This is a genomic window from Rhizobium ruizarguesonis (assembly GCF_012349115.1).
Taxonomy (GTDB): Bacteria; Pseudomonadota; Alphaproteobacteria; order Rhizobiales; family Rhizobiaceae; genus Rhizobium; species Rhizobium ruizarguesonis.
Window position 1 is genome coordinate 22493 of record NZ_PQIG01000091.1, and the last position, 26687, is coordinate 49179.

Sequence of the window (26687 nt, forward strand, 5' to 3'; positions counted from 1 at the left end):
CAGATCGGGCCTTCGCCCGCCGTCTTCAAAGCGTCATACCGGACGTCGCAAAAAGACCCGCGGTTCCGCAATGGAACAACGGGCCTCGTTCGAACGGTACCTCAATGCATCTCGCCCAAAATTGTGCAGCGGTTTTGGGACAACGACATGCGTCAGACAAAGACTTGGAGATCAGCCGCGGCAGAGCTTCAGGATGAAATTCTCGGCATCGATAACGGCAGCACCGAGCGCTGCTGTCGCGCCGGCATCACCGCCGGTTTCCTCGACGGCTTCCGCCGTCTGCGACACGCGGAACGCGCCGACCGAGCTTGCCGCACCCTTCAGCCGGTGCGCGGCTGCGCCAATACGGATGGTTTCGCCACTCGCGATATCCTGGAGGCAGGCACGCGCCTGGCGCGCAAACATCTGAAGGACTTCGATTTCCAGCGTCTTGTCGCCCATCGTCTGCTTTGCGAGATGGACCAGATCGATCGGCCGGACCTTCGAAGGACACGGTCCCTTTGCATTATCCGGCGCCTCGAATACGATGTTCAATGCTGCCATCTGGGCTGCCATTGCCAATTCTCCCGTCTCTATCGTCCGCAGTTGCAACAGTTCTGCGTCAGGAGGGTGGCCATCACGTTAAATTCCGGCACATTCATGGCGGAAATCTCGCCATATGGTTAACGTCCGTTAAATATCCCTAAATTATTGGTTTTTAAGCGATGCCTCGGATTCAAAGATGTTAACAACGGGTTAACGAGCCGTGAATCTCAAGCCTTCATTAATTGTGTGAAGAGCCCAGATGTGTCACTACGATACTGGTGGAGCGGGTTTATGGTACGCGCCTTTGCCGAGCGAGTGGATAATGGTAGTGTTTTGATACCTTCCGTTTGAAAAAGCGGCTATCTACTCTGAAATGACATGCTTATCCGTCCTTCGTTGGGATGGAAGGCTGGAACGGCAAAGTTGTTCCCGGGTGAGGCGGAAGCCAGGGATGCGCGGTTGGGCCGGCTGACAGTAACGAGGCATACCCGAATGGCGAACAACAAATACAATGAGTCAATTGAGGACAAGGCGTTCAAGGCATTGGACGAGGCGCTCCAGATCGACTTTAGCAAGGATAATGTACCGTCTCGCCGCGGCGACGCGCCCCAGGCCCCGGAGGCTAATGTGTCTGATCCATCGAATGCGCGTAATCAGCAGGAAGAAGCGCAGCGCCGCAGCCGCCGCGGTGCCGCCGGCGAGCAGGCTTCCAGGGGTCCGGCCTTCACGCCCGCCAACGACGCCAGCCGCAATACGCCCGCTTCGATCCTGAAATCCTTTGACGGCGCCTCCAGCCGCTCGGCGGTGCGCACCGCCACGCTGTTTTCCGTGCTTTGGGTCATGGCCGGCCTCGGCCTGATGTCGCTGCTTTATGCTCCGCAGATCTGGCAGATCCGTTCGCTCGCCGATCTCGTCGCCCTGCCCGGCGTCATCGCCGGCCTCGTCGGCATCATCGTTCCCGTGATGATGTTCTATGCCTTCGCCATCATGATCTCTCGCGCTCAGGACATGCGCAACGCCGCCCGCTCCATGGCAGAGGTGGCATTGCGCCTGGCAGAGCCGGAAACCATCGCCTCCGAGCGCATCATGACCGTCGGCCAGGCCGTGCGCCGTGAGGTCTCGGCCATGAACGAGGGCATCGAGCGCACCATCGCGCGTGCCTCCGAGCTGGAAACGCTCGTCCATTCCGAAGTCAATGCGCTTGAACGTTCCTATGCCGACAACGAGTTGCGCGTTCGCGGCCTCGTCCACGAACTCGGCTCCGAGCGTGAGGCGATCGTCAACCATGCCGACCGTATCCGCACCTCGATCGGCAGCGTCCACGACCAGCTGAAGGAAGAGCTGTCGCTTGCGACCGAAGAGATCGCGGTGCGGCTTGCCACATCGGGCGAAGCCTTCGCCTCGCTGATCGATACGCGCGCCGCGACGATCCTGGAAAAGTCGGACAACGCTCTGCAGTCGATGGGCAGCCTGCTCGCAGCCAAGACCGATACCCTGTTGCAGACACTCAACGCATCGGGTTTTGCGCTCGCCACAGAATTCGACAACCGCCTCGAAGCGCTCTCCGTCAATCTCAACGACCACGGCGAAAGGCTGCTCAGCCAGTTCGAAACGCGCGCCTCGACCATGGACAGCAGCACCGAGAAGCTGAATGCGGCGCTGAACGAGCGCACGCACCAGCTCAACGAGATCCTGATCGCCCGCACCCGCGAGATCAACGAGAGCCTGACGTCAGGCGAACGCACGATCGGCGGCACGCTTGACGACGTGCTGTCGAAGCTGAACAGCGCGCTCGACGAAAAGGGCGCAAGTTTCCGCCAGAGCCTGCAGACCACGGCCGACGACGCCGTCATGGATCTCGACGTGCGCTCCGGCTTCTTCGAAGAGCGGCTGCAGACGACCGTCGCCCAACTGTCGACCGCCTTCGACGAACGCGTCGCCGAATTCACCAGCGCCTTCGACAAGCGAACCGGCTCGCTCGATACCAAGCTGATCGAGAGCCTCGCTCGTATCAACGAGACGCTGACCGGCGGCTCGGATTCGATCGACGGCATCCTGAATTCCGGCATCGACCGGCTTGGTTCGTCGATGACCGACCAGTCGCTGGCGCTCGCCACCGCGCTCGCCACCAGCCACGAAGTGCTGGAAAGCACGCTTGGCAACCGCGCAGACGAAATTACCACAGCACTCACCAGCCGCACCGGTGAACTGACCTCTGCGCTGCAGAGCGCGACTTCTGAAATCGCGCTGACGCTTGCATCAGGCACCTCCGAACTGCAGGACAACCTTCAGACACGCTCGGCCGAACTCCGCGACACGCTACGCACCACCACCACCGATCTGACGACTGCCGTTGCCGCTGGCACAGAGCAGGTGACCGCTGCCTTCGGCGGTCGCGCCGAGGAGCTGAGCGGCGTGCTTGCTGCGCGTACGGCCGAAATCAGCGAGGCGCTCGGCACCGCCCACGGCCGCATCGACAGCGTCATGGCAGAGCGCGGCGGCGCGCTGGTCGAGGCGCTGACCACGCATCATGGGCGCTTCGAGGAAGCGCTGGCAACCCGCTCCGACGCCATCATCAATGCCGTCTCCGGCACCCATGACCGTCTTGCCGAGACGCTCGACGAAAAGGCGATGGCGCTCGCCATTTCCTTGAACGAGAGCCAGGCTCGCATCGAGGACACGCTCGAGACCCGCTCCGAGGCCTTCCTCAACGCCGTGTCTGGCACGCATGATCGCCTGTCGGAAACGCTGGACAGCAAGGCGGCGGCCCTTACGACCTCGCTCGACGAGCGCCATGCCCGCATCGAGGATGCGCTTGGAACGCGCGCCGAGGCACTGCTGAACACTGTATCCGGCACGCGCGACCGTCTTGCCGAAACACTCGACGAAAAGGCGATGGCGCTCGCCATTTCCTTGAACGAGGGCCAGGCCCGCATCGAGGATACGCTGGAAACCCGCTCCGCGGCGCTGCTGAACGCCGTCTCCGGCACCCATGATCGTCTCTCGGAGACTCTGGACGGCAAGGCGGCAGCTTTTGCCACCTCGCTGAGCGAAGGCCATGCCCGTATCGAGAATACGCTCGAAACCCGCTCCGCAGCGCTGCTGAACGCCGTTTCCGGCACCCATGATCGCCTCTCCGAGACGCTGGACGAAAAGGCGATGGCCCTCGCCATCTCCCTCAACGAAACCCAGACGCGTATCGAAGACACGCTGGAAACCCGCTCGGCAGCCCTGCTGAATGCGGTCTCCGGCACCCATGACCGCCTGTCCGAGACGCTGGACGAGAAGGCGATGACGCTCGCCATCTCGCTCAATGAGAGCCAGTCGCGGATCGAAGACACGCTGGAAGCACGCTCTGAAGCCTTCCTCAAGGCCGTGTCCGGCACGCACGACCGACTCTCGGAAACGCTCGACGAAAAGGCGACGGCGATCGCCGCCTCCCTGAACGAGGGCCAGAGCCGCCTGCAGGACACCCTGGAGAGCCGCTCGGAATCCTTACTCAATGCGGTCTCTGCCACCCACGACCGCCTGTCCGAGACACTCGACGATCGGGCGATGGCGCTTGCCATCTCGCTGAATGAGAGCCAGAGCCGTCTCGAGGAGACGCTGACAACAGGCGCCGAGGCGATCACCAATGCGGTTTCCGGCACGCATGTCGGCCTGAACGGAGTGCTCGACCAGAAGGCCGCCGCCCTCGCCGCCTCGCTAACCGAAGGCCAGGCTCGCCTCGAGGAGGCCTTGGGCCACCGCACCGCCGCGATCATCGGCGCCGTAACGGCAACCCACGATCGGCTCACCGATACGCTCGATGAAAAGACCATGGCGCTCGCCATTTCGCTCGACGATAACCAGAGCCGCTTCGACAGTGTGCTCGAAGCCCGCAGCAACGCCATCATGGAGGCCGTCTCCGGTGCCGAAGCCCGAGTCGCCGGCGCCTTCTCCGACAAGACCGATGCAATCCGCACCGCTTATACTGACAATCAGCAGCGGCTCGAAAATGCGCTTTCCGAACATAGCGCCGCCCTCTCAGGCGTTCTCGATACCGGCGGCGCCCGCTTCGAGGATCTCGTCGGCGGCTTGACCGGCCGCATCGAAGGCCGTCTGACCGATGCACATACACGGCTCGGAGGCCTCGCCGACGAGGCCGCAGCGCGCATCGAGGGCGGGCTCGCCTCTGCCCATGAGCGCATCCGCACGACGCTCGAAGACCGCGCCAACGCCATCGATCTATCGCTGAACCAGGCCCATGCGCTGATCAGCGATACGCTGGCCGAACAGGCGACCAGCATCGGCACCTCGGTGGCGACAAGCGTCGGCATGCTCGAATTGTCGCTGGAGCACCGTGAAGCGGCGATCCGCCAGGCGATCGATGCCGGCGCCCAGACATTGGAAGATCGCATGCATGCCGGCGCCGGCCAGATCGCCGGCCGCTTCCAGGAGGCGGCAAATGCGATTTCAAGCTCCACCCAGAATTTCTCCGCCCATCTCGATCGGTCGGTCGAAAGCCTGACGGGCCGTTTTGAAGAAACCGGATCGCGTGTGGAATCTGGTCTTGCAGCGATCGAGACCCGCATCCGCGATGGCGTCGGCGGCGTTGCCGAAAAGGTCGAAGCAGCCAGCGGCCAGCTGTCCGGCGTGCTTGCCGACGGCGTCTCCCGTATCGGCGCGCTCAGCGACCATGCCACGCAGCGCATCTCGGCGACGCTCGAAGGCAGTGCTGCAAACCTCACTCAGGCGATCGACAGCCGCACCGCCAATCTGGCCGAGACGCTGGACAGCCGCACCACCAGCCTGACGGGCGCCATCGAGGGTCGCACCGCGAGCCTCGGCGAAACCCTCGACCGCGGCAACGAACGCATAGAGGAACGCCTCTCCACAATGGACCGTGCGTTGACCGTCGGCCTCGATGCCGTCAACCGCACCATCGAAGGCAAGGCCGCCGGTCTCGCCTCGACGCTGCGCAGTGCGGTTGCCGACGCGGCTCAGGGAATGGAAGGCGAAGCGACGAGAACCACCGAACTGCTTGGCAAGACCGGCCAGCAATTCGCCGAGGATCTCAATGCGAAAAGCGACGAATTCACCCGCACCATGGATGAGCGCTCGTCACAGATCGTCACCCGCGTCGCCGAAGCTCAGAACCGGCTGGCAAGCCAGGCCGCTGCCGTTGCCCAGACCTTCTCGGAAGCCGGCAACGCCATCGTCAACAAGGTCGCAGAGGCCGAGACCATCGTCGGCACGCAGGTCAATGCCATCTCCAAGGTACTGTCGGATGCCGGCCAGTCCCTGGAGACACGCGGCAATGCCATCCGCTCGACCCTGTCGGGCGCCGGCACCGAGATTTCCGCCACCATGGCGGATGTCGACCGGGCGCTCGAAGCACGCAGCAGCGCCATTCGCACCAACCTCGAAGAGCGTGCCCGCGAGATCGATACGACGTTCTCCGAAATCGACCGGGCGCTCGAAGCGCGCGGCAACTCGATCCGCTCGACGCTCGAAGAGCGCACCCGCGACCTCAACTCGATGCTATCAGGCCGTTCGGTCGAATTGACACGCATCCTCGACGAAACGGCCCGCCCGATCATCGACCGCTACACCGATGCCGGCGAGCAGGCCGCCGCCCGCATCACCGCCGCGGCCAACCTCAGCGCCGACCGTCTGCGCGCCGAAAACGAAGCGCTCGCCAGCGCCGTTGCCGCCCGCACCGAGAATGTCGCCAATGCCGTCAGCGCCATCGAGAACAGCCTTGTCGGCAACGTCAACGGCCTCGTCGAGCGCATGTCGGAAAGCAGTGCGGCGATGGCGATGATGATGAACCGCGCCGCCGAGCAGTTGACCAGCGTCGACGGTCGTCTCGGCGATACCACCACGCGCTTTGCCGACTCCGCCACCAGGGCCGCTGAAATGGTCTCCGCCTCGACCAGGCTTCTCGAAGGCAAGGTCGACCGCCTCTCCGACATCTCGGGCCAGACGCTGTCACAGGTCGGCGGCATCATCGGCCGCTTCGACGAACACTCCAAGGTCCTGACCCAGGCCTCGCAGCTTCTCGGCGCCGCCCAGTCCAACCTCGCCTCGACGCTCGAAGAGCGCGAGAGCGCGCTGCAGACGCTCTCGGTCGGCCTCGTCCAGCGCTCCGCCGAGATCGAAAAGACCATGCAAGGCCTCGGCAGCATGATCGAGACCGTGTTCGAGCGGGCAGAGCAGCGCTCCAGCCAGGTTACCGGCAATTTGCGCCAGGGCGTGCAGTCCTCCTTCGCCGATATCGGCCGCATTCTCACCGAAACCGAGAAGCGCGCCCAGGAAGCGGCAGAGACGATGCGCGAGGCGATCACCCGCGCCGGCGATGAGGCCAATACGACGATCGACGGCACCTTTGCCAATGTCGAGCGCCGTTCCGGCGATCTCTCCAATCGCATTCGCGGCGGCCTCACCGCCTCGCTGTCGGAAGTCGAGCGCATGCTCGGCGAAGCCGGCCGCGCCTCCGACGGCGCCGCCCAGAACATGCGGGAAGCGCTGCGCGAGGCGATCGATGATGCCGTCGGCCGCTTCTCCGGCGCCACCGAGGATATCCGCCGCTCCGCGGCCGACATCCGTAACGAGCTTGATGCCACCCGCGCCGAGCTGAAGCGCGGCGCTTTCGATCTTCCCGAGGAAGCCAAGGAAAGCGCATCGGCCATGCGCCGGGCCGTCGCCGAGCAGATCAAGGCGCTGCAGGATATCTCCCAACTCGTCGGCCGCTCCAGCCAGCAGCTCGAGATCTCCGAGCCTGTCGCCCGCACACTCGCTCAGGCGCAGCCGGCTCCGCGTCCCGCCCAGCCGGTCGCAGCCCAACCGCCGCAGCCGGCAGCACCGCCGCCGATCGAAGCGACAGGTCTGCGCGGAACGATCGCACCGTCTGCGCCGGCTGCCGCCCCCCAGCGCGCCGCCCCGCAGCCTGCCCCCACTCGCCAGGAAACAGGCCGCCCGGAAACAGGTCGCCAAGAGCCGGCTCGTCCAGAAAGCGGCGGTTGGATCAGCGATCTCCTGCGTGGCGCATCGCGCGAGGAAGCCGCCGACGAGGCCGCGGCCGCCCGTGTTACCGCCCGCCCGGCGGAAACTGCCGCGCCGGCCGCGCGCAGCAACGACAGCCGCAATCCGCGTCACGTCGTCGAATCGCTGAACTCGCTCTCGGTCGATATCGCCCGCGCCATCGACCATGACGCCTCGGTCGATCTCTGGCGCCGCTACCAGCGCGGCGAACGTGACGTCTTCACCCGTCGCCTCTACACGCTGAAGGGCCAACAGACCTTCGACGAGATCAAGCGCAAATACGACCGCGAACCGGAGTTCCGCACCGCCGTCGACCGCTACATCGGTGATTTCGAAAAGCTGCTCGCCGACGTCGCCCGCACCGACCCGAACCGGACGGTGACGCAGTCCTACCTCACCTCGGATACGGGCAAGGTCTACACGATGCTCGCTCATGCCGCAGGCAGGCTCGGCTGAACTAGCTGATCTGAACTGGAATTATCCGGGAAGCCGCTTGAACATGTGTCAGGCGGCTTTCGCCATCCAGCCACGGAAACCTTCCCGACATGACCAAGGCCCTTGTGATCATCGACGTCCAGAATGCCATCCTCTCCGGCAAAGCCTCGCCAGAGCGGCAACCTCAAGTCGATGCCGCGCTCGACGAGACCGTCGCACGGCTGGCCGCGCTACAGGAAAAAGCTCGGCGGGCAGGCGCGCCGATCGTACTCGTTCAGCATGACGGCGACAGCAGCCATCGATTGGCTGTCGGCACGCCGGGTTGGGCGCTCCGCGACGAGATCGCGCCGAGGCAGGCCGAGGTCGTTGTACGCAAGAAAAGCGCCGACTCCTTCTTCGAGACCGATCTTGGAGAACGCTTGGGCGAACGATCGGTCACTCACCTCGTCGTCGGTGGATGCATGTCCCAATTCTGCGTCGACACGACAGTCAGGCGAGCCGTGTCGCTCGGATATGATGTGACGTTGATTGCCGATGGTCACATGACCGGCGACACGGCGACCTTCACCTCCTCCGAGATCATCGCTCATCACAATGAAACGCTCGATGGTTTCGATGCGGGCAAGGCGACGGTAGAAATCCGCCCCGCCGCCGAGATCGACTTTTCATAGATTTTCGGGCCACACGGGAACCGGGACCGCTTGGTGATCCCGGTTCCCGATATTTCACCGATCTGCGGCTATGCACCAGTTATAAATGCACCGATCGAGGCCGATGGCGATCTCAAGCACGAGAACGTCGTGGTCGACAGCCGCTCCCTTCTTCGGCTGCGACCGGTAGCGCTGCGGAAAATCCGTACGTCGCGAGATCGAGCAGACCTCCATCCACTTGTCGCCATTGTCGACCTCGATATCGACAGTCACCTCGGAATAGGCCGGCAGCCGGTCGGAGGGTACGATCCGCGTCGGCAGATGGATCAGCGATGCGATCATGCGGCGGACCGGCTCGAGGCAGGCGGCATGATAGTCGTTGCCGCTATCGGCCGTGAAGGCGCACTGGAATTCGAGCTGCCAGAATTCCTTCAGCCGCATGTGCTTGGTCGGCTGCTCCTGCTCACGACGATAGGATTTGCCGGCCTGCCAGACGCAGAGCGGCAGCCGTGTCTTCGAGTGATTTCCGAGAATATGCTGCATGTAGATGTAGGTCGACGGCGTGGTCTCCGGTCTCAGCACCAGCATAGCATCGCTGGCGGAGAGCTGTTCCTGAACCCAGATACCGGCGTTCGAATAGGCGCTTGAAACCAGCGACCGCGGCATCAGCGCCGGCGCCTCGACCCTCCTGACGTCCCAGGCCGGATTGACGGATCTGAGAAAACTGCGGACCTCTTGCGAGAAGAAGCCGATCATATGATCGCGCAGATGGATCTCGCGCTCCTCCCAATGGACGAGCGAATTGACATGATAAATATTGAGCACGGTGCCTGTCTCCCTGGCAACCTTGATTGACGTGGTGAGGGGCTTTACGTCCAGCAGTGCGCCGGACGCCTAGCGCCCTGACGTCACAGCAGGACGCGAAGACCTCGTCCGCCAAGAGCGCGCACGATCGCGACCTGCGGGCAGGTGCTGATATGACGGGACATGGGCGCGCTCTTCGTGCTCATGGCGAATTCTCTACGTGCCGTGCTGCGCATTGTCAAACGGGCGCGGCGAGGTCAAAACCGAGACGGTGAGACAAAAGGGATCATCTGTGGATAGCCCTTTTTTGTTGCCCCCTGTCCTTCATTCCGTCACAAACATTTCCGATCCGCAGCATTTAGTGAACGGCTCACTCGACCGTCCAAACGATAGAGACAGCAACATTGATGACCAAGACGACCTCCAGGCTCCTTGCCACCGCGCTCTCTTCCGCTTTCCTGATGGGCACTTTCACACTGGCTGAGGCTGGCCAGGCAAGCTTCGTCGTGGATGCACAGTCCGGTCAGGTCCTCGAAGCCTCCAATCAGGACGAGCTGAACTATCCGGCGTCGCTGACCAAGATGATGACGCTCTATCTCGCCTTCGAGGCCCTGCATGACGGGCGCCTCGCCTGGGATCAGAAGCTCACCATGTCGGAAAATGCCGAGAGCAAGGAGCCCTTCAAGCTTGCCATCGGCGCAGGCCGAAAGGTGACGCTGCGTGAAGCGGTCGAAAGCATTGTCGTGCTGTCTGCCAATGATGCGGCCGTGGCGATTGCCGAGCAGCTTGGCGGCTCCGAACAGGCTTTCGCCACTGTCATGACCGACAAGGCACACCAGCTCGGCATGAAGGATACGGTCTTCCGGAATCCCTCGGGCCTTCCGGATCCTGCTCAGGTCACGACGGCGCGAGATATGGCGACACTCGGCGTTTCGCTGATGCGCGACTTTCCCGAGGAGTTCAAGCTCTTCTCCATGCGCGGCTTCCAGTTTCGCGGCATGAAGTTCCGCGGCCACAACAACCTCATGTATCGTTATGACGGCGTCGACGGCATCAAGACCGGCTACACCGACGCATCAGGCTACAATGTCGTGACGTCGGCCCTGAAGGATGGCCGCCGCGTGGTCGGCGTCGTCATGGGCGAAAAGACCGCGAGCATACGCGACGACAAGATGGCAAGCCTCCTGGACAGCACCCTGTCGCCGTCATCGACCGCCACAGCTTCCACGACACCAGGCAGCCAGCCGGGAGCGACGATGACGGATTCGCAACCGACCAAGTAGCCCCCGATGAGCAGAGACCTGCCGGCAGGTTTTTGCTAGCGCATCGGCCGGAAAATCAGAAGCGATTATGCGTCCGAAAGGACGCACGGCGCTCTAACGGCTTATCTGAAAGCCACTTCCAGATGCTGCCGGTCTTGCGCGATCACCCTGCAATTCGTTTCGAATCCTTCGCCTTTGATGGCAAGAACGAATTCCGAAGGGATGCCTGATGTATTGGAGACCGAAATGCCGGCGCTCTCCGAGCCGATGGATTTGACGGTGCAGTCGATGGTCGAGCGTCGATCGTTGAACAGGATCGAACCCGCCTTCAGCACCCGCCGTCGAGCGCCAATGGCGTGATCGGCGTGGATGGAAATCCACGACACGCAACGATTCCGTCCGCCATGCTTGGCCTGATACATCGCCGCATCCGCCTGAGCCAGCAGGGTCTCGATCTCCTTGCTGACGATCGAGAGTGCCGACGTTCCGAAGCTGGCTGTAACGGTCAGGGCGCCATGATCGCCGCGAATGATCTCAGAGGCGATGGCGGCTCTGAGTTTCTCGGCGACTGCGGCAGCACCTTCCCGATCGACATGCGGCAGGATGACGGCAAATTCCTCGCCGCCAAGACGACCAAACAGATCACCGGCTCGAAGGGTCGTCTTACAGGTCGATGCGACCGCCTTGAGGACCTCGTCTCCGGCCGCGTGCCCATGCGTATCGTTCACCTTCTTGAAATGGTCGATATCGAAAACGATGCATGAAAGATCGTGCTTGTGCCGCAGAGCGAGCGAAATGAGCTGATCGGCCTCCTGCTTGAAGGCACGCCGCGTCATCGCCTCGGTGAGGCTGTCGATGGCGGCCGACTGCATGAGCTCGATGCGGTCCATCGCGGCGCCTGCCAGCTCCTCGAGAATGCCGAGATCTCTGTTGCCGAACGATCGTGGCCTGCGGTCGATCGCGCATACCGTTCCGATCATGTGCCCGGCTTTTGTTCTCAACGGCACACCGGCATAAAAACGAATATTGTCCTCGCCCGTCACCGAAGGATGCTGCGAAAACCGCGAGTCCTTGGTAGCGTCCTGCACGACAACAGGGCTTTCACAGTCCACGACGTAGCGGCAGAACGTGTCTTCGCGCGACACCTCGTCGGCCGAAAGGCCGGAGCAAGCCGTGTACCATTGCCGATGCGCATCGATCAGTGAGACGATGCCGATGTCGATGGAAAAGATCTCCTTTATCAGGCGTACGATCCGTTCGAAGCCCTCGTCCCTCGGAGTGTCGAGGAGATCGAGCTGCTGCAGCGCAGCCAGGCGATCATTTTCGCGTTGGATCGCCTCCAATGACGATTTCCCGAAGACCCGTGCAGCCACCATGCAGCATTCCTCCTGAAAGGGATGCATGATGCGTTCCATAAATTCATGAAGAAATTGAATACGATGGCGGCCCCTAAGCCATGGGGTCAAATATTTTTCAGAATCGACAACCCTCGATATTCACGGGGCGACCTCGGAATTCCAGTTCAGATTGAGCGCAGCGTCCAACTGACGATCTCGGAGGCAACCGTGGAGAAGGCGCGGTCGAGGCCTTTGACGAAGCCGTCATTGTCGCCGCCGGACGGCGCCATGGCGCGGAACACCTTCTGGGCGCGCACCGAGCCGTTGCGGTCGTTGAGGATCTTGGCGGAGATCTCGACCACCGCCTGGTTGCCGTTCGAAGCATCGATCTCGAAGGAGCGGATATCGGTGACGATCTGGTAGTCGATCGCCAGCCCCTGCCCCGGCATGCCGACGCCGCCGAGCTTGCCCGAGTTCTCGAAGGCTTCCACCAGCTTCGACTGCACTATGCGCGGCAGCTTGTCGCCCCACTGCGCCTTGGAGAGATACTGGATTTCCGAAGGCGAAACACGGATGACGATCTGCTCGCTGTCGAGCGACCTTAGCGCCGTCGGGCTGGCGATCAGGACCTGGCGGGATTTGGCCGCGGGTCCGCTGCCGTCGACGGCGGCGGGCAGATCATAGGTGTCGTTCTTGGCCGCGGTGCCGCACCCGGAAAGGATCAGCGCCGTCAGCGGCAGCGCGATCACCGTTCCCCTGATCCAAGAACGGCGCGACAACAGATGCGATGCGACCATATTAGGCTACCCCTGATTTCCCAGTTAACGCCGCGTCCGGCCGTCATATTGCTTGACCGTGTCCCCGCCGAAGATCAGGCGTTGCGGATTGCGGTCGAAGTTGGTGATCGTATCGTTCAGATTGCTCACGGTTCCGCGCATGTCGTTGACGAGAGTCTGCACGTCGCGCAAGCCGCCACTCGAAAATTTCTGCAGATTGTCGGCGATCGGCCCGATGCGCGAATTCAGGTTGTCGGCCACCTTCTTGAAGGATTCCAGCGTATCGCGCGCTTCAGTGAACAGCGATTGCGTATTGTCGGTGCCGAGCAGCGCATCGACCTTGATGAGAATGCCGTCGATGCGGGTCGAGGCCGAATTCAGCTTGTTGGAAAGCTGCGACACGTCCTGGATCGTCTGGTCGATATCTTTCTGGCGCGCCGAAACCGTGTTGGCGACATCGCGGATCGAGGCTACGGCGGCGCGCGCGTCCTTGGTCGCCTGCGAGATATCGTCGACTGAGCCCTTCACCTTCGCCGGATCGATCTGGGCAACGAGCGTATCGACGCGGTCGAGTGTGGCCTGCGCCTGCTTGCCGAAATCATTGAAGGTGGTGGCCGTCTGGTCGAACTTCTGGATCGCGCCCTTGAGGTCGCCCGAGGCATCGGCGACATTGGCGGTAATCTTCTCGGCATTGGAGACGATGTTGTCGATCTTCTGCGCATCGACCGCCTTGACCAGCGATTCGACGGCTTGAAGCGTCGAGTCGACGCGGCCGGAAACCGCCTTCACTGTCTCCGAAAGCTGGCCGACGCTCTGCAGGAAGGAGTCGATATTGCCGGAATTCTTGGCCAGTGCATCCGAGAACGTTTCGGCATTCTTGAACGTCTCGGTCAGCGGCCCGCGCGAATCTTCGATAAAACCCTGAAGTTCGCCGACCGCGTCGTTAGCGCGATCGAGGATCTTGTCGGCCGTCGCCAGCAGATTGGTGACGCTCGACTGGTCGGCGACGATGACGGCGCGTTTGCCGTTGTCGATCGCATGCTGGAGGATGCTTTCCTCGCCCTTGCGGCCGCCTGACAGCTCGATATAGGCAGCGCCGGTCAAGCCCTGAATTTCAAGGGCGGCCTTGGTCGAGGGGTAGATCGGCGCATCGGTGCGCACCTGGGTGAAGGCCAGCGAATATTGCGGATCGTCGGCATCGATCGACAGCGTCTGCACCGAGCCGATCTGGATGCCGTTGAAGCGCACCGGCGAGCCGACGCTGAGGCCGTTGGCCGAGCCCGGAATACGAACGATCAGTTCCGTCATCGGGCCGCCGCGGCCGTATTCGGCCATCCAGTAGACGAAGCCGAAGGCAGCCGCGATCACCAGCACCGTGAAAAAACCGACAATCGTGTAATTGGCTTTGGTTTCCATCTTATCCGGTCACTTTCCGCTGCTGTCGTGCCGCGCGGCAGCAGCGTTCTGCGGCACGATCGACCGCGCGCGTTTGCCCTTGAAGTAGGCCTGCACCCACGGATCGTCATAGGCCAGCATGTCGTCGATCGTGCCTTCCACCATTACTCGCTTCTTTCCGAGCACGGCAATACGGTCGCAGACCGAAAACAGGCTGTCGAGGTCGTGCGTGACCATATACACGGTCAATCCCAGACTATCGCGCAGGTTGGCGATCAGTTCGTCGAATTCGGCCGCGCCGATCGGGTCGAGGCCGGAGGTCGGCTCGTCCAGGAAGACGAGTTCCGGATCGAGTGACAGCGCGCGCGCAAGGGCTGCGCGCTTGATCATGCCGCCGGACAGTTCGGACGGATATTTGTCGGCGGCATCGGCTGCAAGCCCGACCATACGGATCTTCAGATGCGCCAGTTCGTCCATCAGCGAGGTCGGCAGGTCGAGATATTCGCGCATCGGCACCTGGATATTTTCCTTGACCGTCAGCGACGAAAACAGTGCCCCCTGCTGGAACAGCACGCCAAGCCGCATGTCGAGCGCGTTGCGCTGCGGCTCGTCGAGTTCGTCGAAATCCTGGCCGAGGATCTTGATCGTGCCGGAGCGGCGCGGCAGCAGCCGGAGCACGGTGCGCATCAGCACCGATTTGCCGGTGCCGGACGCGCCGACGAAGCCGAGGATCTCGCCGCGGTAGATATTGAGGTTCAGATTGTCGAGCACGACCTTGGAGCCGAAGCCGACGGTGACGTCGCGCGCCGACAGCACGATGTCCCTTTCGTCCTTGTCTTCCGTATCGATCGGTTTCTCGTCCACGCGGTCCGCCATCCTAGAAATCGATCGCTGCATAGAACATCGCAAAAAGCCCGTCCATCAGGATGACGACGAAAATCGCCTTCACCACCGCGGCCGTCACGTGCTGGCCGAGGGATTCCGCGCTGCCACCGACCTTCAGCCCCTCGACGGCGGCGACGATGCCGATGACCAGCGCCATGAACGGCGCCTTGATCATGCCCGACAGAACCGTCGACAACGTCACCGCCTCGTGCAGGCGCGACAGGAAGTTGGCGAAGGTGATGCCGGAATAGCCCCAGGCGACGGCGGCAGCACCCCCGAGCGAGGCGAAATTTGCCAGCACCGTCAAAAGCGGCAGCGCGATGGTCAGCGCCACCAGCCGCGGGAAGATCAGCACGCCGATCGGGTTCAGGCCCATCACTTTCAGCGCGTCGATCTCCTCGCGCATCTTCATCGAGCCGATTTCGGCGGTGATCGCGCTGCCCGAGCGGCCGGCGATCATGATCGAGGTTAGAAGCACGCCGATTTCGCGTAATTGCAGGATGCCGACGAGATCGACGACGAAAACCTCAGCGCCGAAGTAGCGCAGCTGAAAGGCGCCCTGCTGGGCGATGATCGCCCCGATCAGAAACGACATCAAAAGAATGATCGGAACGGCGCGAACGCCCATATGGTCGATCTGGTTGACGATCGAGGCCGGCGAAACGCCGCTGCCGCGGCCGAACTTCATCTGCGCGCCGCGCACCGCCGAGCCGAGGATATACATGGCGGCAGCGAAATTGTCCCAGACCTCATAGGTCATTTTGCCGATCGGCGCGAAGATGCGCGCAACAAGCGAGACTTTCTCCGTCTGCTCCGGCTCGGGCTTGGCCGGCTCCTCGGAAAACATCTCCAGCATTTCGTCGATATGCGGGTTGGTGCCTTCGAAGCGAACCGCTCGCCCGCCCGCCTCTTCTTGCTTCTTCAGCCGGCACAGCAGCCAGATGCCGGCGGTGTCGATCTCCGATATATTAGAGAGGTCTACCGTGAGGTCGCCGGTCTTCTTCTGCAGCAGCTTTTCGAAATCGCGCAACACTAGATGGATGTAGGCGCTACGCCAATTTCCCTGAAGACGCACACGCTGTCCCGAGCCATCAGCCTGGTCGTCCACATCAAGGGAGGCGGCGTTGCGATTCTCGGCGTTCAAGATACTTGTGTCTTTCAAGGCTTACAGCGACATTGCCGAATCGCGAAGCAGATCGTTCGTCGCCCGGCGCGTCAATATACAGAAGCACCGTGCAATTTCCATGCTCGCAGGAGAGCAATAATGCCGCGCACCCTCGATATCCAGATGAATTCCTTTCCGATTGCCGGGACCTTCACCATCTCGCGCGGGGCAAAGACCGAAGCCGAGGTCATCACCTGCACGCTTGTCGAAGAGGGTGCGCATGGGCTCGGCGAATGCGTGCCTTACCGCCGCTACGGCGAGACCATGCAGAGCGTTTTCGCCCAGATCGAAGCGGCGCGACCGCTGATCGAGGCCGGCATTTCGCGCCATGACCTGCTGTCGGCCATGCCGCCGGGTGCGGCCCGCAACGCCGTCGACTGCGCCCTCTGGGACCTCGAGGCAAAGCAGACAGGAGACAGCGTCGCCACCCGCCTCGGCCTTGCCGCTCTGAAGCCGCTCACCACCGCCTACACCATCTCGCTCGGTGAGCCGGAGGTGATGGCCGCCCAGGCGCGTGAGCATGCCGGCCGCGCCCTGCTCAAGGTCAAGGTCGGCACCGGCGACGATGAAAGCCGCATCCGCGCCGTCCGCGCAGCAGCACCCGATGCCGAAATCATCCTTGATGCCAATGAGGGCTGGCCGGAAGCGGTGTTGGAGCGTCATCTCCATATCGCCGCGGAAGCAGGCATAGCCCTCGTCGAGCAACCACTGCCGGCCGGCCGCGATGGGCTGCTCGCCGAAATCCGCCGCCCGCTCCTCGTCTGCGCCGATGAGAGTGTCCACCACACCGGCGATCTCGCAAGCCTTGCCGACCGCTACGACGCGATCAACATCAAGCTCGACAAGACCGGCGGCCTGACGGAGGCGCTGTCGATGAAGGCCGAGGCCGAACGACTCGGATTCAGTATCATGATCGGCTGCATGGTCGGCACCTCGCTTGCCATGGCGCCCGCCGTTCTGCTCGCCCAGAATGCCGATTTCGTCGATCTCGACGGCCCGCTGCTCCTTGCCCGCGACCGCGAACCCGGCCTGCGTTACGCCGCTTCCCTGGTCTTTCCGCCCGAAAGCACCCTCTGGGGCTGAAGATAATAGGCGAAGATGACGATGCCGAGGCCGGAGAACGCGACCACGGCCATGACGTAGTAGCTGACGACGCCGAGCCAGGCATAGAGATAACCCGACGCCAGGGTCATCAGCGCCATCGCCATGCCGACATAGAAGAAATACGCGCCCTGCGCCGATGATTCCTGCGTTTCCTGCACGGTCGCCACGATCCGCCGCTGCACGCCGGTATGCACGAAGGCGTAGGTGAAGCCATGGAAACATTGCAGCAGGAAGAAACCGGCAAAGCCTGTATTCATCGGAAACAGGATCCAGCGGCAGACACTGATGGCGCAGCCGAAGCGGATCAGCGTCCAGGCGTCGAAGCGACGGTTGAGACGCTTCGACAGGAAGAACACCGTCACTTCCGAAGCGACGCCGGCGCTCCAGAGCAGGCCGACTTGCGTACCGGAGAAGCCAAGCTGATGCCAGTAGATCGAGGAAAAAGCGTTCAGCACCGCATGGCTCGACTGCTGGATGGCGACGCCGATCAGAAGCAGCAGAAGATGCGGCTCGCGCAGGCCGCTGCCGGTGGCTGCCGGAATGTTGATCGGCTGGCCGCGCCGTCGCGTCGGTCCGATACGCGGACAGAAGATCGCCATGACCACGGTCATGATAAAGCCGAAGACCATGACCGGCAGCACCATTTCGCCGCCCCACCGACTGATCAGCTGGCCGCCGACCAGCGTCGAGACGATGAAGGCGATCGAGCCCCATACGCGCATCGATCCGTAATCGAGCCCCCAGCGGCGCACACCCGAGATGACGATTGATTCGACGACGGGCACATAGGGCGCGAAGGTGGCGCCCTGCAACGCATAGACGATCGTGACGGGCCAGAAGGTCGTCGTCCAGAAGAGCGCGATCGCCGTCAGTAGCGACAGGCCGCCCGACCAGAGCAGCACGTCGGCACGCTCCTTCAATCGATCGGCGATCATGGCGACGACAGGCGCTACCAGCACGCGAACCACCATCGGTATGGCAAGGATGATGCCGATCTCGTGGTCGCTGAAGCTGTGGGTTGCGAGCCACACGGGAAAGAAAGGCAGGACGATGCCGTTGACGAGCAGCGGCGCGCAGTAGGAAAGCGCGCTGAGCAGCCGAAAGCGCGGCGGCGCTCCCTCACCCGTCGGGGAATTTTGAGCGGGAATCATTGGTGGACCTGAAGGAAACTGGACGTTGTCCTAACACACCACCCTGGAGGCGACTATTGCGAGAAATAGCCGTTCTGAAACGTTTTAGAAAATAAATAGGGCCTGTCGCCAAACGGTAACGGCCAAATACCTACTGTATTATTTTAAGTGTTTACGGCGTCCTTTGTGCGTCTGAAAAGACGCGCGGCGCTGTAAAGCGCGGGCGCGGATGCGCCGCCGCCAGAATCAAGCGGCCTGCGGGGCCAGTTCGCCCTCATCATGCATTTCGATGGCGGCAAGCGCCGGCACGCTACTGGCAAGCGCCCGCCAGGTGATCAGTTCGAACGTGCCATCCTCGTGCTCGGCGACCGCCGTGCAGCTTTCCACCCAATCGCCGGTATTGATGTAGCGGATGCCGTCCATGTCCTGGATGATGGCATGGTGGATATGTCCGCAGATCACCCCGTCGGCACCGTTTTTGCGGGCTTCCTCGGCCACGACACGCTCAAATTCGCCAATGAAATTGACGGCATGTTTGACCTGCAGCTTCGCCCAGGCCGAGAACGACCAGTAGGGCATGCCGAGCCGGCGGCGCACCGCCGCCAGGATGATGTTGATGCGGATCGCCGTGTCATAGGCCCAGTCGCCGAGATAGGCCAGCAGTCGGGCGTTGCGCACCACGACGTCGAACTCGTCGCCGTGCAGGATCAGGTATTTCTTGCCGTCGGCGCCGTCATGCATCATGCGCTCGACGACTTCGATGCCGCCGAAATGCATGCCCGGGAAGGCACGCAGGAATTCGTCGTGATTGCCGGGAATATAGACGACGCGCGTGCCCTTACGCGCCTTGCGCAACAACTTCTGGACGACGTCGTTGCAGACCTGTGGCCAATACCAGCTGCGCTTCAGCCGCCAGCCGTCGACGATGTCGCCGACGAGCACGATCGTATCGGCCTCGTGGTGGCGGAGGAAATCCAGCAGGAAGTCGGCCTTCGCGGCCTTCGAGCCGAGATGGACATCGGAAATGAAGAGCGTGCGGAAATGTCTGGGTTCCATCATGTCTTTCACGAGCTGCCGCTCATGTCCCATCTTTCATCTAGCCTTCCAAAACCAGACTCGTGTTTCAGGAAGATGACAAGCTGGGGAAAAGCCCTGCAAACCTGTTCATTCCGCGCGGGTAGTAGTCCCGTCGCCGCGCGGACAGCATGCCCGTCGCCGCCAGGCCCGCCGATAAGGTTGCCCTGCGCATTCAGGGCGTTCATGATGGCGCCGATTCCATATCCGACAATGCGGGATGGCTGATGCGTCTCTTTCTCGTTCGCCACGGCGAATCCCTCGGCAACATCAACGAGCAGGCCTACCGCCAATTCGGCGATCACAATGTGCCGCTGACGCAGTGGGGCCATCGGCAGGCTCTCGAAGCAGGCGGCGTGATCGCCTCCTATCTGCAAGCATTGCCGAGCGCGGGTTTCGGCAAGCTGCAGATCTGGTATTCGCCCTTTCTGAGGACTCGGCAGAGCAAGGATGCGCTGCTCGAAGCCCTGCCGGAAAGTTTCATCGGCGATATCAGGGAAGATTATCTTCTGCGCGAGCAGGATTTCGGTCTCTTCACCGAAATCTACGACCACGCCGAACAGAAGCAGAAGTTTCCCGAGGAGTTCGAAAAATGGGCGAGGCTGCGCAGCAACAGCGGCAAGTTCTACGCACGGCCACCGGATGGCGAAAGCCGGGCGGATGTGGCCCAGCGGGTGCGCCTGTTCCTGCAAACCGTCATGCACGATGCCGAAAATAGCGACCACAACGTCGTGATCGTCGGCCATGGCGTCACCAACCGGGCGGTCGAAATGAATTTCCTGCACCGCCCCGTCGAGTGGTTCGAGCGCTCCGACAACCCCGGAAACGCCGATATCACCCTGATCGAGGGGACGCGCTCGCAAGGATACGATTCGATCCTGCTGCATCAGGCCGCCGACCGGCAGCCGGGACAGGAAAGCGAACTGCGCGATGCCTATGGCGCTGACGTGACGATCACGCCGAAGCCCGGCGGATAGCGACGCCTTGCAGAGCGCCGCTACAAAACCTGTGGCGGGTCACGCTCACCGAATTGTCAGCGCCGCGTTCGGTCCAATCCTCGAGCGCAACGAACATCAATGCGGCATGCGGCCATTGCTCCCCAAACTAAAGCCCCTTGATCGCCAGGACGTTGGCAACAAACCGACTCCTTAATGAGGATGGCCTCAATGCATTGAAGCGACGTCACCGCGCGGTTGCGGCTCGCCTCGGGCAGATCCGCCGCGCGTTAAGCGAACGCGCGGCGCAGGCTCCAACGCCTTGATTTCACGCCATTCCCATCAGGCAGCGCGCACCGCCGCCATGGGTTTGACGTTCTGGTTCATCCGGAACAGATTGTTCGGATCGTACCGCCGCTTGATTTCCGCAAGGCGGCCGTAATTGGCGCCATAAGCGCTTTCGACCCGATCGACCTCATCCTCCGGCATGAAGTTGATGTAGGCAGTGCCGACCGAATGCGGCTTGGTTGCCTCGAAGAGCTCCCGCGCCCAGCCGATGCAGCTTCCGTCCATCCCGGCCTCACGCCAGCGCGCATGCACATTCATGACGAAATGCGAGCTGCGTTGCGGAAATGCGGTGGCCTCGGTGGCCACGCGGCCAGCCGCACCACCGACATGGCCAATGAAGATCTCGCATTCCGGGCCGGGCAGCTTGCGGACGGCATTGAGCAGAACCTCGATCGCCGCATCGGAGAGAGAGGCGAAATCCTGGCTCTTCCAGTAATTGCGCGCCCCGGGCGTCAACAGCGGATCGAATGCCTGCTGCCAGCCGGTGAACGGCACCGGGCCGACGACGTCGGCGATAGGCTTTCCGATCGCGCGCAATCTGGCCGTCGCCTTTTCTCCCGCCGCGATATCCCCGCAATAACACATGGCCAGCACGACAATCTCCTTGCCGTGCGATTCAGTGGGAAGGAACGGCAACGGCGGCGCCTGGCGCATCACCACCCAGCAGGTCAGTTCATCGGGTGCCGCTTCCAGCGCCTGCCGGTACTCCTTGAGCACCGTTTCCGCATCAGCAAAGGGATGCACGACCAGCCCAGCAAGAACCTCCGTGTTGAGAGGGTTGAGCATGAATTCGAAGGAAGTGACGACGCCGAAATTGCCGCCTCCGCCGCGCAACGCCCAGAAGAGATCAGGCTTTTCCGTCTCGCTCGCCTTGACCAACTCGCCGTCGGCCGTCACCACATCAACCGATAGCAGATTGTCGATGGTCAGCCCGAATTTGCGGGTCAGCCAGCCGAAGCCGCCGCCGAGCGTCAGCCCGGCGATGCCGGTGGTGGAATTGATGCCGGTCGGCAGCGCCAGCCCGAAGGCCAGCGTTTCCTGGTCGACATCGGCAAGTGTTGCGCCCGGCTCGATCCTGGCGCGCCGCGTTTGCGGATCGACCCGCACCGATTTCATCGCCGACAGGTCGATGACGATGCCGCCCTCGCAGACCGCATTGCCGGCAATGCCGTGGCCGCCGCCACGCACCGAAACGAGCAAATTATTGTCGCGTGCAAACCGCACCGCCCGCATAACATCGGCAGCACCGGCGCAGCGCGCGATAAGCCCGGGCCGGCGGTCGATCATCGCATTCCAGATCGTCCGCGCCTCGTTGTAATCCATGTCTTTACTGGTCAGGAGACTGCCGCGAAATCCGGCGGCAAAAGCATCGATGGCCACGTCATTGACCATCGTCTGCCCCCTTTGCAGGGTCGTCAGGTTCAAATTGTCCATGATTTCCTCCATGCGACCGGCGCCCCGCACCGTCGCGGCCGGCATTTTGCGCTTGCTGCGGTCCTCAAACAAGTTTCGAAAAGGATTAGCCCTCGGCGGCAGCAAAGAAATGAAGCGACTTCCTATTGAATTTTCATGGGAAATCGATGACTGCGGCGGCAATCCCGCACGCGGCGGAACAATCCCTAATCCCGCAGCCCCCGAGCAATGGCATCAATGATCGCGCCAATCCTGCCGGGCACGAACCGGCGTGATGGATAAATGGCGTGGATCGGCAGCACCAGTTTCCGCCAGCCGGCGAGAACTTCCACGAGCCTGCCATCCGCTATGTCTTCCGCCACGAGATCCACCGGGACGTAGATGATGCCTGCCCCGACAAGTGCTGCCGTCCGCAACGCCTCTCCATTGTCGATCTCGATGTTGCCGCGAACACCCACCGTGAAACTCTCCCCGGCCTCTGTCTCGAACGGCCATTCGTCGCGGGGAACGAGATTGAGGTTGAGGATGCAACGGCCAAGGCGAAGATCCTCGGGATTCTCCGGCACGGAAAACCTATCGAGATATGCCGGAGACGCGCAGCAGACAAAATGATAACTGCCGACGCGCCGCGCGATGAGCGACGAGGGCTTCAATTCGCCGATCCGGATCGCCAGATCATACCCCTCGGCCACCAAGTCGACATTGCGGTCGCTGAGATTGAGCTCGACCGAAAGTGCCGGATGCCGCTCCGCGAGTTCGGCCATCACGGGCGCAAGCCGCTTGATTCCCAATGTCGTCGGAGCGCTTAGACGCAGGCGTCCCGACATGGCCTCGGCGTCGGGGCAAGCGATCTCGTTGAGTTCCTCCAGCTCGTCGATGATTCTGTTTGCCTTGACGAGGAAGCGGGATCCGACCTCGGTCAGCCGCTGCGTGCGCGTCGTGCGTTCGATCAGCTTGACCCCATACTCCTGCTCCAGCGCCTGAATACGTCTGCCGACCATAGCGGGCGAAATGCCGAGCCGCTTCGCCGCTCCGGCAAAGCTTCCCGATGTCGCGGCGGCAATGAGGGTCTGCAAGTTCAGGAGATCAGGCATTCGATACTTTTATGCAACTCGGTTATCGGAATCAACGCAATTAACGACGGAATGTTTTGGATGTATCCCTGTGACCATCGCATCGCAAACAGGAGACAGAACGATGAAGACTGCAATTATCGGCATCGGAAACATGGGCAAGGGCCTGGCCGCACGCCTTGCCGGGAAGACTGATCTGATCGTCGCGGGACGCAACGATCAGGCCGCGCGCAGCCTTGCCGAAAGCCTCGGTGTTGAAAGTGCCACCATTGCAGAGGCGATCGCCGCCGCGGAGATCGTCATCCTCGCCGTTCCCTATGCCAGCGCCCTCGAGATTGCCGCCTCGCCGTCGCTCTCGGGCAAGATCGTCGTCGACATCAGCAATCCCCTGAAGCCTGATTTCTCCGGTCTGCTCTTCGGCCACGAGACCTCCGCCGCCGACAAAATCCAGAATGCCGCGGCCGGCGCCAAGGTGGTCAAGGCCTTCAACACCATCTTCGCCGAACTCTTCAACGCGTCCCGCGATGCCACGGCCAGGGTGCCGGTATTTGTCGCCGGAAATGACGAAGACGCGGTGGAAAAGGTTTCCAGGCTGGTCGTCGACGCAGGATTTGCCGTCGAAAAGACCGGAGGCCTCGACGCCGCCAAACTCCTGGAGCCGCTGGGCATGCTCAATATCCGTCTCGGCTACGGCCTCGGCCGCGGAACCGCCATTGCCCCGGCATGGACGAACATCGCCGCCTGAGGTCTCCCATCGACCGGCAGGACCGACATCCCGTCCGCAAGGGCGGGATGTTTTATTGCCCGGACAAAAACTCGCCAACTCCGCCATTTCCATACTGTCGCCCGTATCCGATTGATGTATGGAGGGAGCTCAAAAGACGTGCACGGAGGCGGCGATGGATCACCCGGAAAAATCGAAGACGGAAAAGAACCTGACGAGCGGCGATCTCGACGAGCAGGCGCTTTTCTTCCACCGCTATCCCCGCCCCGGCAAGCTGGAGATCCAGGCGACCAAGCCGCTCGGCAACCAGCGCGACCTGGCGCTCGCCTATTCGCCCGGCGTTGCCGCGCCTTGCCTTGCCATTCGCGACAATCCCGAAATGGCGGCCGAATATACCTCGCGCGCCAATCTCGTCGCCGTCATCTCCAATGGCACCGCCGTTCTCGGCCTCGGCAATATCGGCCCGCTCGCCTCCAAGCCGGTCATGGAGGGCAAGGCCGTGCTCTTCAAGAAATTCGCCGGCATCGACGTCTTCGACATCGAGATCGATGCCCCAGGCGTCGACCAGATGGTTTCGACCATCGCCTCGCTGGAGCCGACTTTCGGCGGCATCAACCTCGAAGACATCAAGGCGCCGGAATGTTTCGAGGTCGAGCGGCGCCTGCGCGAGAAGATGAAGATCCCCGTCTTCCACGACGACCAGCACGGCACGGCGATCATCGTTGCCGCCGCGATCCTGAACGGGCTGGAACTCGCCGGCAAGGCCATCGAGAACGTCAAGATCGTCGCCTCAGGCGCGGGCGCCGCCGCGCTTGCCTGCCTCAACCTGCTGGTCATTCTCGGGGCGAAGCGTGAAAACATCTGGGTCCACGATCTCGAAGGCCTCGTCTATGAGGGCCGGCTCGAGCTGATGGACGAATGGAAATCCATCTATGCCCAAAAGAGCGAGACGCGCACGCTGGCCGAAAATATCGGCGGCGCCGACGTCTTCCTGGGCCTGTCCGCCGCCGGCGTGCTGAAGCCGGAACTGCTGGCGCAGATGGCCGACAAACCGCTGATCATGGCGCTCGCCAATCCGACGCCGGAGATCATGCCCGATCTCGCCCGTGCCGCCCGCCCCGACGCAATGATCTGTACCGGCCGCTCGGATTTCGCCAACCAGGTCAACAACGTCCTCTGCTTCCCTTATATCTTCCGCGGCGCGCTCGATTGCGGCGCCGAGACGATCAATGAGGAAATGAAGATGGCGGCCGTGCGCGCCATCGCAGCCCTTGCCCGCGAAGAGCCGTCCGATGTTGCCGCGCGTGCCTATTCCGGCGAGACCCCGGTCTTCGGCCCCGATTACCTGATCCCCTCGCCCTTCGATCCGCGTCTGATCCTGCGCATCGCGCCCGCCGTTGCCAAGGCCGCCGAACAGAGCGGCGTCGCGCGCCGCCCGATCCAGGATTTCGACGCCTATCTCGACCAGTTGAACCGCTTCGTCTTCCGCTCAGGCTTCGTCATGAAGCCGATCTTCACCGCGGCCAAGGCCGCCGAGCGCAAGCGCGTCATCTTTTCCGAAGGCGAGGACGAGCGCGTGCTGCGCGCCGCCCAGGTGCTGCTCGAGGAAGGCCTTGCCGAACCGATCCTGATCGGCCGCCCGCAAGTCATCGAGACACGCCTGAAGCGCTACGGCCTGCGCATTCGGCCGCTGCAGGATTTCGAGGTCATCAACCCGGAAGACGATCCGCGCTTCCGCGAATATGTCGATCTCTATTTCTCCCTCGTCGGCCGCCGCGGCGTCATCCCGGAAGCCGCCCGCACGATCGTGCGCACCAACACCACCGTCATCGGCGCGCTGGCGCTGAGGCGCGGCGAGGCCGATGCGCTGATCTGCGGCCTCGAAGGCCGTTACGAGAAGCATCTGCGCGACGTCCGCCTGATCATCGGCAAGCGCAAGGATGTCCGCGATTTCTCGGCCCTCAGCCTGATGATCTCGCAGCGCGGCGCTACCTTCTTCACCGACACCTATGTCACCTTCAATCCGACCGCCGAGGAGGTCGCCGAGGCGACGGTGCTGGCGGCCGAGGAAATCCGCCGTTTCGGCCTCACGCCGCGCGCCGCTCTGGTCTCGCATTCCAATTTCGGCTCGCGTGAATCCGAAAGCGCCACGAAGATGCGCAACGCCTTGCAGCTCGTACGCGAAGCCGCGCCCGACCTTGAGGTCGACGGTGAGATGCACGGCGAAAGCGCCATCACCGAGGCACTGCGCAAGCGCGTCATGCCGGACACGACCCTGCACGACGAGGCGAACCTCCTGGTCTTCCCGAACCTCGATGCCGCCAACATCACGCTTGGCGTGGTAAAGTCGATGACGGACGGCCTGCATGTTGGCCCGATCTTGCTCGGCACCGCCTTGCCCGCCCACATTCTCGCCCCCTCGGTCACCTCCCGCGGCGTCGTCAATATGGCGGCACTCGCCGTCGTCGAGGCATCGCAACCGGCCTGAGCCGGCTTAGACTGCTGACAAGTCGGCCAACTCCTCTTTCGTCATGCTCGGGCTTGTCCCGAGCATCTGCAGCCGGTTGATATCAAGCAGATATCACGCTGCGGGGCCTAGGATAAAATCTTTAGTACGAGCGGCCAT

18 protein-coding genes are annotated in these 26687 nt (G+C 62.4%); 7 read left to right on the forward strand and 11 right to left on the reverse strand.

The features are described 5' to 3' along the window. Window positions 1-171: 171 nt before the first annotated feature. Window positions 172-555 carry an Hpt domain-containing protein gene (locus C3Y91_RS23350; protein ID WP_017964526.1) on the reverse strand — a complete coding sequence of 128 codons (384 nt, stop codon included), beginning with the start codon at window positions 553-555 and terminating at the stop codon, window positions 172-174. A 462-nt stretch (window positions 556-1017) separates the two neighbouring features. On the opposite strand from C3Y91_RS23350, the gene C3Y91_RS23355 reads away from it, so the two are divergent. Further along, a complete protein-coding gene (locus tag C3Y91_RS23355; protein WP_075225822.1) occupies window positions 1018-8007 on the forward strand; it encodes an apolipoprotein A-IV repeat region-like domain-containing protein in 6990 nt (2329 codons plus the stop codon). Window positions 8008-8096: 89 nt separating this feature from the next. Continuing rightward, the gene (locus C3Y91_RS23360) at window positions 8097-8657 is read left to right on the forward strand and encodes a cysteine hydrolase family protein (protein ID WP_075225823.1); all 561 of its coding nucleotides are present in this window, start codon (window positions 8097-8099) and stop codon (window positions 8655-8657) included. A 54-nt stretch (window positions 8658-8711) separates the two neighbouring features. On the opposite strand, the gene C3Y91_RS23365 is transcribed toward C3Y91_RS23360, so the two are convergent. Further along, window positions 8712-9461 carry an aminoacyl--tRNA ligase-related protein gene (locus C3Y91_RS23365; protein WP_130686493.1) on the reverse strand — a complete coding sequence of 250 codons (750 nt, stop codon included), beginning with the start codon at window positions 9459-9461 and terminating at the stop codon, window positions 8712-8714. A gap of 386 nt (window positions 9462-9847) precedes the next feature. On the opposite strand from C3Y91_RS23365, the gene C3Y91_RS23370 reads away from it, so the two are divergent. Then, window positions 9848-10723 carry a D-alanyl-D-alanine carboxypeptidase family protein gene (locus tag C3Y91_RS23370; protein WP_168575837.1) on the forward strand — a complete coding sequence of 292 codons (876 nt, stop codon included), beginning with the start codon at window positions 9848-9850 and terminating at the stop codon, window positions 10721-10723. Between the two features lie 101 nt (window positions 10724-10824). Here the strand turns inward: C3Y91_RS23370 and C3Y91_RS23375 are convergent, their stop codons facing one another. The 5 genes from C3Y91_RS23375 to C3Y91_RS23395 all read right to left on the reverse strand — a co-directional run bounded on the left by C3Y91_RS23375 (window position 10825) and on the right by C3Y91_RS23395 (window position 16257). Continuing rightward, entirely contained in the window at window positions 10825-12078 is a 1254-nt protein-coding gene (locus C3Y91_RS23375) for a sensor domain-containing diguanylate cyclase (protein WP_168575848.1), read from the reverse strand. Window positions 12079-12224: 146 nt separating this feature from the next. Then, entirely contained in the window at window positions 12225-12836 is a 612-nt protein-coding gene (locus tag C3Y91_RS23380) for an ABC-type transport auxiliary lipoprotein family protein (protein ID WP_075225825.1), read from the reverse strand. A 24-nt stretch (window positions 12837-12860) separates the two neighbouring features. Then, complete coding sequence (locus tag C3Y91_RS23385; protein ID WP_018072308.1) at window positions 12861-14231, reverse strand: MlaD family protein; 1371 nt, start codon at window positions 14229-14231, stop codon at window positions 12861-12863. Window positions 14232-14240: 9 nt separating this feature from the next. Continuing rightward, complete coding sequence (locus tag C3Y91_RS23390) at window positions 14241-15086, reverse strand: ABC transporter ATP-binding protein (protein ID WP_003559847.1); 846 nt, start codon at window positions 15084-15086, stop codon at window positions 14241-14243. Window position 15087: 1 nt separating this feature from the next. Continuing rightward, complete coding sequence (locus tag C3Y91_RS23395; protein ID WP_018072309.1) at window positions 15088-16257, reverse strand: MlaE family lipid ABC transporter permease subunit; 1170 nt, start codon at window positions 16255-16257, stop codon at window positions 15088-15090. Window positions 16258-16359: 102 nt separating this feature from the next. Here C3Y91_RS23395 and dgcA point away from each other — a divergent pair, with 102 nt between their 5' ends. Further along, on the forward strand, window positions 16360-17343 hold the full coding sequence (gene dgcA, locus C3Y91_RS23400; RefSeq protein ID WP_075225826.1) for an N-acetyl-D-Glu racemase DgcA: 984 nt from the start codon (window positions 16360-16362) through the stop codon (window positions 17341-17343). Here the strand turns inward: dgcA and C3Y91_RS23405 are convergent. Further along, entirely contained in the window at window positions 17295-18515 is a 1221-nt protein-coding gene (locus tag C3Y91_RS23405) for an MFS transporter (RefSeq protein ID WP_128412172.1), read from the reverse strand. The two genes, dgcA and C3Y91_RS23405, sit on opposite strands and share 49 nt — an antisense overlap. A 225-nt stretch (window positions 18516-18740) precedes the next feature. After that, the gene (locus tag C3Y91_RS23410) at window positions 18741-19583 is read right to left on the reverse strand and encodes a UDP-2,3-diacylglucosamine diphosphatase (RefSeq protein WP_024321852.1); all 843 of its coding nucleotides are present in this window, start codon (window positions 19581-19583) and stop codon (window positions 18741-18743) included. Window positions 19584-19795: 212 nt separating this feature from the next. Here C3Y91_RS23410 and C3Y91_RS23420 point away from each other — a divergent pair, with 212 nt between their 5' ends. Continuing rightward, window positions 19796-20545 (forward strand): histidine phosphatase family protein, encoded by a 750-nt coding sequence (locus C3Y91_RS23420; RefSeq protein WP_168575838.1) that lies wholly within the window; start codon window positions 19796-19798, stop codon window positions 20543-20545. A gap of 300 nt (window positions 20546-20845) precedes the next feature. Here C3Y91_RS23420 and C3Y91_RS23425 read toward each other — a convergent pair whose 3' ends face one another. Both C3Y91_RS23425 and C3Y91_RS23430 read right to left on the reverse strand, forming a co-directional pair. After that, window positions 20846-22285 carry an FAD-binding oxidoreductase gene (locus tag C3Y91_RS23425; protein WP_168575839.1) on the reverse strand — a complete coding sequence of 480 codons (1440 nt, stop codon included), beginning with the start codon at window positions 22283-22285 and terminating at the stop codon, window positions 20846-20848. A gap of 185 nt (window positions 22286-22470) precedes the next feature. Beyond that, entirely contained in the window at window positions 22471-23358 is an 888-nt protein-coding gene (locus tag C3Y91_RS23430) for a LysR family transcriptional regulator (RefSeq protein WP_130691103.1), read from the reverse strand. Window positions 23359-23461: 103 nt separating this feature from the next. Here C3Y91_RS23430 and C3Y91_RS23435 point away from each other — a divergent pair, with 103 nt between their 5' ends. Both C3Y91_RS23435 and C3Y91_RS23440 read left to right on the forward strand, forming a co-directional pair. Further along, window positions 23462-24082 carry an NADPH-dependent F420 reductase gene (locus C3Y91_RS23435; protein ID WP_168575840.1) on the forward strand — a complete coding sequence of 207 codons (621 nt, stop codon included), beginning with the start codon at window positions 23462-23464 and terminating at the stop codon, window positions 24080-24082. A gap of 154 nt (window positions 24083-24236) precedes the next feature. Continuing rightward, a complete protein-coding gene (locus C3Y91_RS23440; protein ID WP_024321857.1) occupies window positions 24237-26549 on the forward strand; it encodes an NADP-dependent malic enzyme in 2313 nt (770 codons plus the stop codon). The last annotated feature ends 138 nt before the right edge of the window (window positions 26550-26687 follow it).